The organism is Pseudomonas sp. P4_C1 (assembly GCF_056402155.1).
In genome coordinates this window covers 1-11768 of sequence record NZ_JBFUHY010000111.1, presented here as the reverse complement: position 1 = coordinate 11768, position 11768 = coordinate 1, and the positions used below count along the sequence as shown (strand labels likewise).

The following is an 11768-nucleotide window of genomic DNA, read 5'->3' as shown; positions in this document are numbered from 1 at the left end:
CGGCTTAACATTCAACGATGATGCTGAATGACAGACCGCAATCGCGAGCAGGCTCGCTCCTACAGGGGCTATGTGCTTACGCTGCAATTGCGGGGCGCATCGGTGCTCGCTGAGGTTCAACAACAGCGCCAAACAACACCTTCTGCACCGCCTGCTGCGCTTCGAACGCCAGTGCAGCACGTTCCCGACCTTCGCAAGCGATTGGCTTCAGCAAGTGAATCTCCACACCGCCACGGTCATTGCTGAACAGGCGCATCAAGTGCGAGAGCAGATCATCGTCGCCAATGAACGGCGCCAGCGCGCAAGGCTCGCCGTCACGCACATAACGAATCGCCACCGGCTGCAGCGCCACTTCGGAATCGATGGCGGCGGACAGCAGGCGACCATGGAAGGTACGCAGCGAACGACCATCGGTGGTGGTGCCTTCCGGGAACATCAGCAGTGGGTAGGCTTGTTCCAGGTGGCGGGTCATCTGCTTGCGGATCAACTGGCTGTCACCCGAGCCACGGCGGATAAACAGGCTGCCGGCCTTGGCCGCCAACCAGCCGGCTACTGGCCAGGTGCGCACTTCGGCCTTGGACAGGAACGACAGCGGCGTGAGCATGCCCAGCAGCGGGATGTCGGTCCAGGACACGTGGTTGCTGACCCAGAGCATCGGGGCCTTCGGCAGTTCGCCGTGAACGGTCACGTCAAAGGGCAGAGCGTTGCTCAGGCGGGCCATGAAGAACCGCGACCAGCGCTGGCGACGCGCCATCGAATGGGCCAGGCCCAGGCGCTCGAACACCCCGAACACGCTGGCCATGCCCAGGCCCAGCGTCACCACCAACAGCACTCGCGCGATTCGCGCGTACACCCGCAACCGGCTCATTACACAGCCGCCTTGAAGTGTTTGGCGTAGCGCGGGCAGAGTTCGTCGCGCTTGAGCAGGATGAACACGTCGGCGACCTGGAAGTCTTCGTCCCAGCATGGCTCGCCGCAGATCTTCGCGCCCAGGCGCATGTAGGCCTTGAGCAACGGTGGCATTTCGGCAATCACGTTCGACGGGATGTCCAGGTTTGGCAGCGGGTTTTTCGGCTCGGCACGCAGATGTTCGGTGCACAGGTAGCGTTCGCGCAGACGCTGCATGATCGCGTGGGCTTGCACGCCGCCATCCTGCATCGGAATGCTCGCGCAACCCATCAGGTAGCTGTAGCCGCCCTGGTTCAGGACTTCAGCCAGTTCGCCCCAGAGCACGGCGATGGTGCCGCCGTTGCGGTAGGCCGGGTCGACGCAGGTGCGACCGATTTCCAGGATCGGGCCTTGCAGGTGCACCAGGCCGTGGAGGCTGAATTCTTCTTCGCTGTAGAATTTGCCCAGGCTGCTGGCAGCCGTGTGGTCGAGCAAACGGGTGGTCGCCACCAGACGCCCGGTGTTCAAGTCACGCACGCCGATGTGGGCGCAGTGAACGTCGTAGTCATCCATGTCCAGACCCAGTTCCGCGCCTTTCAGCCTGGCGTTGAACTCACCGCTGAACACGTTGAAGCGCAAGGCCTGGGCCTCCTGCAATGCCTCGGCGCCCACCAGGCGTTCGGCTTGCAGGCGGCGTTCGTTGCCGGTGTCGCTGATGCGGGCGATCTGAGTCATGGCGAATCTCCGTGCGGGCTGCTCACCCGTCTTTGGGCTACAGCGAATCGACTTTCTTTGTCTGGCAAAGTCAGGCTATGTAGCCCCGGTGTCATCGCCATTAAGCTTTGGTGATGCTTATATGACAGCCCTCGAGGAGCCTCTTATGCCCTGGCAATCCCTGTTGAACCGCCGTGATCGCTTGCCCGCCAACCCGGATCTGGCTGAAGGTTTCGCGACCTTGTTGCAGCAGTTGGGCACGGTCACACCGTTCGAATTGGCCGTGCTTGGCGGGCGGTTGATGGCGACGCCGGGGCTGGCGTTTCTGGTGGGGTATCAAGCGGCCTTGCGCATGCTCTGGCCGAGTGCGCCGCTGAGCCTCGGCGCGCTGTGCGCCACCGAACAGCGCAGCCTGCGCCCGGCCGACATGCAAACCCGACTGAGCGGTTTGCGCCTGAGCGGACGCAAGGATTTCGTCACCGCCGGCGATGCCGCCGACTGGCTACTGGTGGCGGCGCGCAGCGAGGAGCCTGGCACCGATCCACGCTTGAGCCTGGCGGTGATCCATCGTGGTGAGCCGGGTGTGCGGGTGGAAAAACTGGCGCCGATCCCGTTGATGCCGGACATCAGTCATGGCCGGTTGTTTCTGGATAACGCACTGTGTGAATTGCTCGCCGGGGATGGCTGGGACGCCTACGTCAAACCGTTCCGCACCCTGGAAGACATCTATGTGCTGAGCGCCATGACGGCGTGGTTGTATGGCGTCGGCCAGGAATGTGCTTGGCCGCAAGGCTTGCAACTGCGGTTGCTGGGGTTGTTGGCGGGGTGCGCGGAAACCAGCCGCCAGCCACCGACCCATCCGGCCGGGCATGTGTTGCTTGGCGGGTTGTTTGCACAGTTCGAAGGGCTCAAGGCTGAGGTCAATGAGGCGTTGGCTGGAGGGCCTGTGGAGTGGGCGGTGATGTGGCAGCGGGATCAGGCGGTGATGGAGTTGGCGGCGGGGGCTCGGGGCAAGCGGTTGGCCAAGGCGTTGGCGGAATTTTCGTTGAATTGACTGGCCTCATCGCGGGCAAGCCCGCTCCCACAGGGGGCTCTGGCACACACAAAATCAGTTAGGACACTAAACCTGTGGGAGCGAGCTTGCTCGCGATGGCGGCCTGATTGGCAACATGAACTTCTGAATTGTCATCAAGCTCGACTAGGCTCAGCAAGTTCAATCTCCGAGCCCCCGCCATGTCCAAAGGCTTGTCCCTGATTTTCCTGCTGTTGTTCAGCTTCACGGCCCGGGCCGAAAACTGGCCCGCCGAGCAATGGCCGACCGCCCCGACACCGACCGGTCCGGCGCTTCAGGCCCTGGAGGCCTATGCCTTCCCATCCCGCGATGACACCACTCGCCAGGGCATTCGCACCGATGCCTTGCTGGTGATTCGCGACGGCCAGTTGCTCTACGAACGCTACGCCGGTCCGACGACGGCCGAGACACCGCACCTGATCTGGTCGATCAGTAAAAGCCTGATGGCTACGGTCCTCGGCGTGGCCTATGGCGAAGGCTTGTTCAAGCTCGGCGACCCGGTGGCGAAGTTTTATCCGCCCCTGCATAAACACCCCGACATGACCATGGCCGACCTGCTGCACTGGGCCTCGGGCCTGGACTGGCAGGAAGACTACGAATACGCACCGCTGAAGTCTTCGGTGGTGGCCATGCTCTACACCCGTGGTCGCCACGACATGGCCGCATTTACCGCGGCCCATGATGCTTATGCGGCGCCAGGCCAGACGTTTCGCTACTCCAGCGGCGACAGCAATCTGCTGTCCGCCGCGTTGAAAACCATCGTCGGTCCCGGCCGTTATCCCGACTTTCCGTGGACTGCATTGTTCGAACCGCTGGGCATTCGTCACGCGATCTGGGAGACCGATGCCACGGGCACTTTCGTCGCGTCGTCCTATGCCTACCTCACTGCACGGGACCTGGCCCGGGTCGGTCTGTTGATGGCCCGCGAGGGTCGTTGGGGAGACAAGCAGTTACTGCCCAAGGATTGGGTGGCGTTCAACCGCGAGCCCTTCGCTCACTATCACGCACACGAAGACGATGCCGTCCCCGGCGGCCAATGGTGGCTCAATCGAGCCGTCGAGGGCGCGGCACGAGCCTGGCCCGATGCCCCCGCCGACACATTCGCCGCATTGGGTCATTGGGGGCAGGCAATGTATGTGATCCCCAGCGAACACCTGGTGATCGTCCGCTATGGCGATGACCGCGACGGCAGCTACCGGCACAACCAACTGCTCCAACTCGCGCTCAAGGTCTTTGCCGGGAAGGTGCAGCCATGACCGGTTTCATTCGTCGTCGACCGGCCAGTTCCCTATTGTTGATCCTGCTGATCGCCTTGCTCGGCTGGATCTGGCACGAGCGGGTGGCGCTGTGGGCGTTCCCCGACATCATCAGCGCTTACACCGCCAAGGAATATTGCTCGTGCCGCTATGTGATGGGTAACGACACCGAGTATTGCCACCGCTATGTGAAGCAGTGGCTGCCCGCCAGCGGCTTTACCGATGACGCTGCCGGCAAGCGTGTCACGGTCAGCGGCATGGGCCGCAGCAACAGCGCCGTGTGGATGGGGGAGCGACAGGGCTGTCGCTTGGAGCCATGATCACAATGAAGTTCCTGGGTGAGGGGAGGGCTTTTGTGGCGAGGGAGCAAGTTCCCTCGCCACAAAAGCAGGTTTGGCGTAATAGACGGCTTGCAATGCGCTGAAGGCCAGTTAAGGTTCAGCACAGGTTTATCTGCCCCACGAGTCTCTATGTTCAAGCGCTCCACCCTTCAATCCCTTGCTTTCCTGCTGCTGGCCGGTGCCGCGTTGTCGGCCCGCGCCGATTGGTACCTGGATGGTGAGTCCTCGCGTCTGTCATTCGTCAGCACCAAAAACGCCAATGTTTCCGAAGTGCAGCGCTTTCTGGTGTTGCACGGCAAGGTCGATCCCGAGGGACTGGCGCAGGTGGAAGTCGAGCTGGAATCGATCAACAGCGGCATCCCGTTGCGCGATGAGCGCATGCGCAAGGAACTGTTCCAGATCGACCGGTTTCCCGACGCCGTGATCACCACGAAAATCGATCTGCGCCCGATCAACGACCTCGCTCCCGGCGCGCAGCTGGAATTGCGCCTGCCGCTGATGGTGGACCTGCACGGCAAACAACACGAATACCCCGCCGAACTGCTGGCGACCCGTCTCGATGACCGACGCTTTCAAGTGGTGACCCTAGAACCGCTGGTGATCAACGCCGAGGATTTCGATCTGGCACCTGGTCTGGAAACGTTGCGCAAAATGGCCGGCCTGTCGGCGATCAGTCTGTCGGTGCCGGTGGGTGCGGTGCTGATTTTCACGGCGCGCTGACATGGCCGGAGCGATTTTTCCCTGGCGTGAAGGCAACCACTTCGAACTGCTGGTCGATGGTCCGCAGTTTTTCCCGCGCATGCTGGTGGCGATTGCCCGCGCCGAAGAACAGGTCGAGCTGGAGCTGTATCTGGTGGAAGCGGGCGCCTGCGCCGAAGCCATGGTCCAGGCATTGGTGCAGGCCGCCGAGCGCGGGGTGCGAGTGCGCTGCCTGTTCGATGACTATGGCAGCCTCGCCTTCACCCTGACCTTGCGTCAGCGGCTGACGGCTGCCGGCGTGGAGCTGCGTTTTTACAATCGCCTGAGCTGGCGGCGTTGGGTCGGCAACTTCTACCGCGATCACCGCAAATTGTTGCTGGTGGATCAGAGCCTGGCGGTCGTCGGCGGCACCGGTGTCACCGATGAGTTCTGGACCCCGGGGGAAGACGTCAGCGAATGGCATGAGGTGATGGTGGAAATCACCGGGCCGCTGGTGCTCGACTGGCAGTTGCTGTTCGATCGCCAGTGGATCGCCAACCGCCATCGTCGCGCCTGGCGACCGGCCTCGCATTTCGGCTTGCCGCGCCTGCCACGGGTGCCGTCCATGGGCGAGGGCATGGGCCGGGTGGCCTATGCCGACGCCCGTCAACACCGGGACATTCTGCAATCGCTGGTGCGCGCGTTGAACAGCGGCCAACGACGAATCTGGCTGGCCACGCCGTACTTTTTGCCGACCTGGAAAGTCCGCCGTTCCCTGCGCCGGGCGGCTGCCCGGGGCGTCGATGTGCGGTTGCTGCTGACCGGCCCCCGTACCGATCACCCGTCCGTGCGCTACGCCGGGCATCGTTACTACCCGCGACTGCTCAAGGCCGGGGTGAAGATCTTCGAGTACCAACCGTGTTTCCTGCACCTGAAAATGGTCCTGATCGATGACTGGGTGAGCATCGGCTCGTGCAACTTCGATCACTGGAACCTGCGCTTCAACCTGGAAGCCAACCTGGAAGCGCTGGACCCCGGGTTGACCCGGTCGGTGGCGGCGAGTTTCGAGCACGACTTCGCCCTGAGCCAGCAAGTCAGTCTGGAGGAGTGGAAGCGCCGGCCATTGTGGCGGCGGGTCAAGCAGCGGGTGTGGGGATGGGTGGATCGGGTGGTGGTGAATCTGCTGGATCGAAGGGGTTGAACCCAAACTTTCAAACACCCTGAAACCACTGTAGGAGCGACGGTGCGGCGACCCGACCTGCTCGCGATGGCGGCCTGACAGTCAACAATGATGTTGAATGTTATGGCGTCATCGCGAGCAGGCTCGCTCCTACAGGTTTTTGCGGTGTTTCAGGGATTAGAGCAACTCAAAACTCTGCTGCGTCACGTCCACTGAATCCAGGCCAATCTGCACGTTGAACTTGCCCGGTTCCGCCGCGTATTTGAGCTGGGTGTTGTAGAACTTCAGGTCGTCCTCGGTGATGGTGAAGTGCACGACTTTCTGCTCGCCAGCCTTGACCATTACTTTCTGGAAATTCTTCAGTTCCTTGATCGGGCGGATCATCGAGCCGGCCACGTCCTGGATGTACAACTGCACCACGGTTTCGCCGTCGCGCTTGCCGGTGTTTTTCACCGTGACGCTGGCGTCGAGCTTGCCGGTCTTGTTCAGTGTGGTCGACGACAGGGCCATGTCGCTCAGGCTGAACTCGGTGTAGCTCAGGCCATAGCCGAACGGGTACAGGGGGCCTGTGGTGTCATCGAAATATTGCGAGGTGTAGTTGCCCGGTTTGCCCGGAGTGAACGGCCGGCCAATGGTCAGGTGGTTGTAGTAGGTCGGAATCTGGCCGACCGAACGCGGGATACTGATCGGCAGTTTGCCCGACGGGTTGTAGTCGCCGAAGAGCACATCGGCGATGGCGTTGCCGCCTTCGGTGCCGGTGAACCAGGTTTCCAGGATCGCGTCAGCCTGCTCTTTCTCTTCGAGGATCGTCAGTGGGCGGCCGTTCATCAACACCAGCACCAGCGGTTTACCGGTGGCTTTCAGGGCACGGATCAGCTCGCGCTGGTTTTCCGGGATGTTCAGGTCGGTGCGGCTCGACGATTCGTGGGACATGCCACGGGATTCGCCGACGGCGGCAACGACCACATCGGCATCCTTGGCCGCTTTCACCGCTTCGTCGATCAGCACCTTGGCCGGGCGCGGGTCATCCACCACTTCCGGGGCGTCGAAGTTGAGGAAGTTCAGGTAACCGAGGATTTTCGGGTCGCTGGTGATGTTGGCGCCACGGGCGTAGATCAGTGTCGATTTATCGCCCAGCGCGGCGGTCATGCCATCGAACAAGGTCACCGATTGAGCAGGGCGACCGGCAGCGGCCCAGCTGCCCATCATGTCGATGGGCGCCTTGGCCAGCGGACCGACCAGGGCGATTTTCGCGGTCTTCTTCAGCGGCAGGGTTTCGTTGCGGTTTTTCAGCAGCACCTGGCTGCGGCGTGCCACATCACGGGCCTCGGCGCGATGCAGGCGGCTGTCGGCGTAGGTGTCGACCGGGTCATCCTCGGCCTTGCCGATGCGCAGGTACGGGTCCTTGAACAGGCCCATGTCGTACTTGGCGCCCAGTACCGCACGCACGGCGTTGTCGATGTCGCTCTGCTGGATTTCGCCGGACTTCAGCAGCCCTGGCAGCTCTTTGCCGTACAGGGTGTCGTTCATGCTCATGTGGATGCCGGCCTTGATTGCCAGCTTCGCCGCTTCGCGACCGTCGGCGGCAACGCCGTGCTTGATCAGCTCGAATATCGCCCCGTGGTCGCTGACCGCCAGGCCCTTGAAGCCCCACTCCTTGCGCAGCAGGTCGTTCATCAGCCAGGTGTTGGCGGTGGCCGGCACGCCGTTGATCGAGTTCAGCGCAACCATGACTCCGCCAGCGCCGGCATCGATGGCGGCACGGTACGGCGGCAGGTAGTCCTGGTACATCTTGACCGGGCTCATGTCGACGATGTTGTAGTCGCGGCCACCCTCGACCGCGCCGTACAGGGCGAAGTGCTTGACGCTGGCCATGATGCTGTCGGCCGCGTTCGCACCAGTCCCCTGAAACGCCTTGACCATCACGCCGGCTATGCGCGACACCAGGTAGGTGTCTTCGCCGAAGCCTTCGGAAGTACGCCCCCAGCGCGGATCGCGGGAGATGTCGACCATCGGCGCGAAGGTGACGTCGAGGCTGTCAGCCGCGGCTTCCTTGGCGGCAATACGCCCGGACAGGCCGATGGCGTCCATGTCCCAGCTCGAGGCCAGGGCCAGCGGGATCGGGAAAATGGTGCGGTGGCCGTGGATCACGTCGTAGGCGAAGAACATCGGGATCTTCAGGCGGCTGCGCATGGCCGCGTCCTGCATCGGCCGGTTTTCCGGGCGGGTGATCGAGTTGAACGTACCGCCGATGTTGCCCGCCGCGATTTCCTTGCGGATCATTTCGCGCGGCATTTCCGGGCCGATGCTGATCAGGCGCAGTTGGCCGATTTTTTCATCGAGGGTCATTTGCTTCATCAGGTTGCTGACGAAGGCTTCCTTGTTCTCCAGGGGTGCGGGCGTCGTGGCGGCCAATACGTTATGACTGGCCAGGCTGACGAACAGGCCCAGCAAACACAGCTTCTTCATGAATAGTTTTCTCAAGGGCCCAAACGGCGATGTACACGCCGGCCAGCCAAAATTTAGGGAGCGTCTATTGTTGTTCGGGTGCCGGCTCAAAAGACCAGAGCCAAAAAACCACAGCCAGATGGCGGATGCGTTTTTGCGCAGGGCCTCTTTTTAGCCCATCGGCCCGTTGCAATCCAGAGGCGCGGGCGATTATGCCCCAAGAGCCGGCCCAGAAGGTTTCACGGTCGGTTTTTTCATGACATGTACAAGGGAGCATCAGCCTGATGAATGTAAGTCCAACCTACCGTTCGCGCCTGCAGGTCGCCACGCTGCTGATGTTGGCCACGTTGCTGACTGCCTGCGGCATCAACAATATCCCGACCCTCGATGAACAGGCCAAGGCTGCCTGGGGCCAGGTGCAGAACCAGTATCAGCGCCGTGCCGACCTGATTCCCAATCTGGTGGAAACCGTCAAGGGCTACGCCAAACATGAAGAAGAGACCCTGACGGCCGTCATTGAGGCTCGGGCCAAGGCCACCTCGATCCAGGTGGATGCCTCGACCCTCGACAACCCGGAAAAACTCAAGCAGTACCAACAGGCCCAGGATCAGCTCAGCGGCGCCTTGAGCCGTTTGATGGTGGTCTCCGAGCGTTATCCGGACCTGAAGGCCAACCAGAATTTCCTCGCCTTGCAATCGCAGCTTGAAGGCACCGAGAACCGCATCAGCGTGGCCCGGCGCGACTTCATCCTCGCAGTGCAGAAATACAACACCGAGATCCGCACGTTCCCCGGTCGCCTCTGGCACAGCGTGATGTACAGCAATCTGCCGGTGCGCGAGACCTTCGAAGCCACACCAGGGTCGGAAAAGGCCCCCGAGGTCAAATTCTGAACAGCGGTCATCGGTGTCACCACGCAAGAGGTTGCCAATGCGCGTCCTGAAAACAGGCCTGTTGCTGTTGTTATGGGTGGTGACGATCGCTGCCCGGGCCGAGCTGAGCTTCCCGGCGCTGACCGGGCGGGTGGTCGACAATGCGCAGATGATCGAGCCATCGGTGCGCCAGCATCTCACCCAACAGCTTCAGGCCCATGAGCAAGCCACCGGCGAGCAGCTTGTGGTAGTGACTTTGCCGGATTTGCAGGGTACCGACATCGCCGACTTCGGGTACCGGCTCGGCCGCCACTGGGGCATCGGGCAGAAGGACAAGAGCAACGGCGCCTTGCTGATCGTCGCCCGTGACGAGCGTAAACTTCGCATCGAAGTCGGATACGGCCTGGAGGATCGCCTGACCGATGCCCAGAGTTCGGTGATCATCAACCAGGTCATCACCCCGGCGTTCAAGACCGGCAACTTCAGCAAGGGCATCAGTGATGGCGTGGCGGCGATGCTGGTAGTGCTGGGCGGCAACCCCTTGGACGAACCCTCCACGGCGTATGCGTCCAGAGGCGATCCGGGGGACGATTTCGTCTCGCGGCATCCCGGGTTGTTCGTGTTTTTGCTGATGTTGCTCATCCTGACTGTTTTTGTGTGCCAGATGCTCGGTATTCTTCCTGCCGGCCGGGGCGGCTCCGGTGGATCCGGGGGCGGCTTTGGCGGTGGTGGATTTGGCGGCGGCGGTGGAGGGGGAGGCTTCAGCGGCGGCGGGGGCAGTTTCGGCGGGGGCGGTTCGTCCGGCGGCTGGTGATAATAAAAACGAGCAGGCAATTCACGACATGGCATTACTGACTGAACACGAACAACGCAAAGTGGCCGAGGCCATTGCCCGGGTCGAGCGCGAGACCGACGCAGAACTGGTGACCGTGCTCGCGGCCCGCGCCGACGACTATGCGTACATCCCGCTGCTGTGGGCCAGCCTGCTGGCGCTGCTGGTACCGGGCATCGTGCATTACTTCACCGGTTGGCTGACCCTGCACAGCCTGCTGCTGGTGCAATGGGCCCTCTTCATCGTGTTATGCCTGGTGTTCCGCCTGCCGAAAGTCACCACCCATCTGATCCCGCGCTCGGTGCGCCACTGGCGCGCCTCGAACCTGGCGCGCCGACAGTTCCTGGAGCAGAACCTGCACCACACCGAGGGCAGCACTGGCGTGCTGATTTTCGTTTCCGAAGCCGAGCGTTACGTGGAGATCCTGGTGGATGAAGGGATTTCCAGTCGCCTGGACAACAAGCACTGGGACGCGATCGTCGCCACATTCACCCGGCAGGTGCAGCTGGGGCAGACGCTGCAAGGGTTTATCAGCTGCATCGAAGCCTGCGGCGAGCTGCTCAAGGTGCATGTGCCAGTGACCCATGTGCGCAATGAGTTGCCGAACCGGTTGGTGGTGCTCGGCTAAGTCTTGCAGTGGCGTTGTGTAGCGCTCGCCGCTACAACTCCCGTTAATTGTTCGGGTTCGGCCTTGTCGTCAGTATTTCTCTCTAACAGTGGACGCCCAGCGACGGGTGTTCCCGCGAAGAGGGATTCTTATGTCAAGCCAACAATCGAATGACTCTTTGGCACGGGTAGCACCCGGCGGAGAGGGAAGTACGCCAACGGCGAAGCTGACGGCGAAAGAAACACAAATCCTGATGTGGTGTTTCAAGGGCAAGACTTCCTGGGAAATCGCCAGGATCGAGAATTGCGCGGAGTCTACCGTCAATTTTCACTTCGCCAATATTCGCCGAAAGTTCGACGTCGACTCTCGCAGTTCTGCCTTGCTCAAGGCGATCGAGTCGGGAGCCATCATCGTGGATTCGGTCGTTGCGCGAGGTGCGCATGAGCCTGACTGATTCGACCTACAACGGTATCAGCGGGCTCATGTTGGGAATGGGGATTGCATCGCTGCCAGTGGTTGATGGCGAGGTACTGTTCGGTGCAATGCTCGGCGCGTGGCTGGTCACAACCACTCGCACTGACTTCAAAGCCTGGCAGCGCATCGGTTCCTGGTTGCTGTCTGCGGGTGTCGGTTACCTCTTCACGCCTGTCGCACATCCGCTGGTGCCTTTTCTGACAGCAGGCGTGACAGCCTTTCTTTGCGCACTGGTTGTTATTCCTATCAGCATCAAGCTCATGCAATGGATCGATAGCGTCGGTATCGGCGAAATCATTCGACACCTGCGAGGGCGAAGATGAGGGGCCGTGAATGGGTTGCTCTGGTGTGGGTGGCGGACGCGGCATGTCTTGAAGCAATGAAACTTCGGATTACATGGGTCATCAAG

General features: G+C 61.7%; 13 protein-coding genes. 10 read left to right on the top strand and 3 right to left on the bottom strand.

The features are described from left to right. Positions 1-76: 76 nt before the first annotated feature. Complete coding sequence (locus AC1DU9_RS28400) at positions 77-868, bottom strand: lysophospholipid acyltransferase family protein (RefSeq protein WP_223463816.1); 792 nt, start codon at positions 866-868, stop codon at positions 77-79. Then, the gene (olsB, locus tag AC1DU9_RS28395; protein WP_223463817.1) at positions 868-1623 is read right to left on the bottom strand and encodes an L-ornithine N(alpha)-acyltransferase; all 756 of its coding nucleotides are present in this window, start codon (positions 1621-1623) and stop codon (positions 868-870) included. The genes AC1DU9_RS28400 and olsB overlap by 1 nt, the downstream gene beginning before the upstream one ends. A 145-nt stretch (positions 1624-1768) precedes the next feature. On the opposite strand from olsB, the gene AC1DU9_RS28390 reads away from it, so the two are divergent. The 5 genes from AC1DU9_RS28390 (at position 1769) to AC1DU9_RS28370 (ending at position 6150) form a co-directional block, all read left to right on the top strand. Next, the gene (locus AC1DU9_RS28390; RefSeq protein WP_223463818.1) at positions 1769-2656 is read left to right on the top strand and encodes an acyl-CoA dehydrogenase family protein; all 888 of its coding nucleotides are present in this window, start codon (positions 1769-1771) and stop codon (positions 2654-2656) included. Positions 2657-2835: 179 nt separating this feature from the next. Continuing rightward, on the top strand, positions 2836-3930 hold the full coding sequence (locus AC1DU9_RS28385; protein WP_223463819.1) for a serine hydrolase domain-containing protein: 1095 nt from the start codon (positions 2836-2838) through the stop codon (positions 3928-3930). Then, on the top strand, positions 3927-4250 hold the full coding sequence (locus AC1DU9_RS28380) for an amidase (protein WP_223463820.1): 324 nt from the start codon (positions 3927-3929) through the stop codon (positions 4248-4250). Before AC1DU9_RS28385 ends, AC1DU9_RS28380 begins: the two co-directional genes overlap by 4 nt. Before the next feature lie 150 nt (positions 4251-4400). Further along, positions 4401-4991, top strand: coding sequence for a YceI family protein (locus AC1DU9_RS28375; RefSeq protein WP_223463821.1), 591 nt, complete (start codon positions 4401-4403; stop codon positions 4989-4991). Between the two features lies 1 nt (position 4992). Beyond that, complete coding sequence (locus AC1DU9_RS28370) at positions 4993-6150, top strand: phospholipase D-like domain-containing protein (protein ID WP_223463822.1); 1158 nt, start codon at positions 4993-4995, stop codon at positions 6148-6150. A 156-nt stretch (positions 6151-6306) separates the two neighbouring features. Here the strand turns inward: AC1DU9_RS28370 and bglX are convergent, their stop codons facing one another. Next, complete coding sequence (gene bglX, locus AC1DU9_RS28365) at positions 6307-8598, bottom strand: beta-glucosidase BglX (protein ID WP_457266124.1); 2292 nt, start codon at positions 8596-8598, stop codon at positions 6307-6309. A gap of 263 nt (positions 8599-8861) precedes the next feature. Here bglX and AC1DU9_RS28360 point away from each other — a divergent pair, with 263 nt between their 5' ends. The 5 genes from AC1DU9_RS28360 to AC1DU9_RS28340 all read left to right on the top strand — a co-directional run bounded on the left by AC1DU9_RS28360 (position 8862) and on the right by AC1DU9_RS28340 (position 11682). Then, a complete protein-coding gene (locus AC1DU9_RS28360) occupies positions 8862-9467 on the top strand; it encodes a LemA family protein (RefSeq protein WP_116262195.1) in 606 nt (201 codons plus the stop codon). A gap of 37 nt (positions 9468-9504) precedes the next feature. Then, positions 9505-10260: a TPM domain-containing protein gene (locus tag AC1DU9_RS28355; RefSeq protein WP_457266123.1), complete on the top strand. Its 756-nt coding sequence runs from the start codon at positions 9505-9507 to the stop codon at positions 10258-10260. 28 nt (positions 10261-10288) lie between these two features. Continuing rightward, on the top strand, positions 10289-10906 hold the full coding sequence (locus tag AC1DU9_RS28350) for a TPM domain-containing protein (RefSeq protein WP_223463009.1): 618 nt from the start codon (positions 10289-10291) through the stop codon (positions 10904-10906). A gap of 130 nt (positions 10907-11036) precedes the next feature. After that, positions 11037-11339 (top strand): helix-turn-helix transcriptional regulator, encoded by a 303-nt coding sequence (locus AC1DU9_RS28345; protein WP_223462955.1) that lies wholly within the window; start codon positions 11037-11039, stop codon positions 11337-11339. Further along, positions 11326-11682 carry a putative holin gene (locus tag AC1DU9_RS28340; protein ID WP_108216780.1) on the top strand — a complete coding sequence of 119 codons (357 nt, stop codon included), beginning with the start codon at positions 11326-11328 and terminating at the stop codon, positions 11680-11682. The genes AC1DU9_RS28345 and AC1DU9_RS28340 overlap by 14 nt, the downstream gene beginning before the upstream one ends. Positions 11683-11768 lie beyond the last annotated feature (86 nt).

What these genes read in the sequence shown, in the direction of transcription:
- AC1DU9_RS28400 (WP_223463816.1), bottom strand. Translation starts at nt 868, where the DNA reads ATGAGCCGGTTGCGGGTGTACGCGCGAATCGCGCGAGTGCTGTTGGTG.
- olsB (WP_223463817.1), bottom strand. Translation starts at nt 1,623, where the DNA reads ATGACTCAGATCGCCCGCATCAGCGACACCGGCAACGAACGCCGCCTG.
- AC1DU9_RS28390 (WP_223463818.1), top strand. Translation starts at nt 1,769, where the DNA reads ATGCCCTGGCAATCCCTGTTGAACCGCCGTGATCGCTTGCCCGCCAAC.
- AC1DU9_RS28385 (WP_223463819.1), top strand. Translation starts at nt 2,836, where the DNA reads ATGTCCAAAGGCTTGTCCCTGATTTTCCTGCTGTTGTTCAGCTTCACG.
- AC1DU9_RS28380 (WP_223463820.1), top strand. Translation starts at nt 3,927, where the DNA reads ATGACCGGTTTCATTCGTCGTCGACCGGCCAGTTCCCTATTGTTGATC.
- AC1DU9_RS28375 (WP_223463821.1), top strand. Translation starts at nt 4,401, where the DNA reads ATGTTCAAGCGCTCCACCCTTCAATCCCTTGCTTTCCTGCTGCTGGCC.
- AC1DU9_RS28370 (WP_223463822.1), top strand. Translation starts at nt 4,993, where the DNA reads ATGGCCGGAGCGATTTTTCCCTGGCGTGAAGGCAACCACTTCGAACTG.
- bglX (WP_457266124.1), bottom strand. Translation starts at nt 8,598, where the DNA reads ATGAAGAAGCTGTGTTTGCTGGGCCTGTTCGTCAGCCTGGCCAGTCAT.
- AC1DU9_RS28360 (WP_116262195.1), top strand. Translation starts at nt 8,862, where the DNA reads ATGAATGTAAGTCCAACCTACCGTTCGCGCCTGCAGGTCGCCACGCTG.
- AC1DU9_RS28355 (WP_457266123.1), top strand. Translation starts at nt 9,505, where the DNA reads ATGCGCGTCCTGAAAACAGGCCTGTTGCTGTTGTTATGGGTGGTGACG.
- AC1DU9_RS28350 (WP_223463009.1), top strand. Translation starts at nt 10,289, where the DNA reads ATGGCATTACTGACTGAACACGAACAACGCAAAGTGGCCGAGGCCATT.
- AC1DU9_RS28345 (WP_223462955.1), top strand. Translation starts at nt 11,037, where the DNA reads ATGTCAAGCCAACAATCGAATGACTCTTTGGCACGGGTAGCACCCGGC.
- AC1DU9_RS28340 (WP_108216780.1), top strand. Translation starts at nt 11,326, where the DNA reads ATGAGCCTGACTGATTCGACCTACAACGGTATCAGCGGGCTCATGTTG.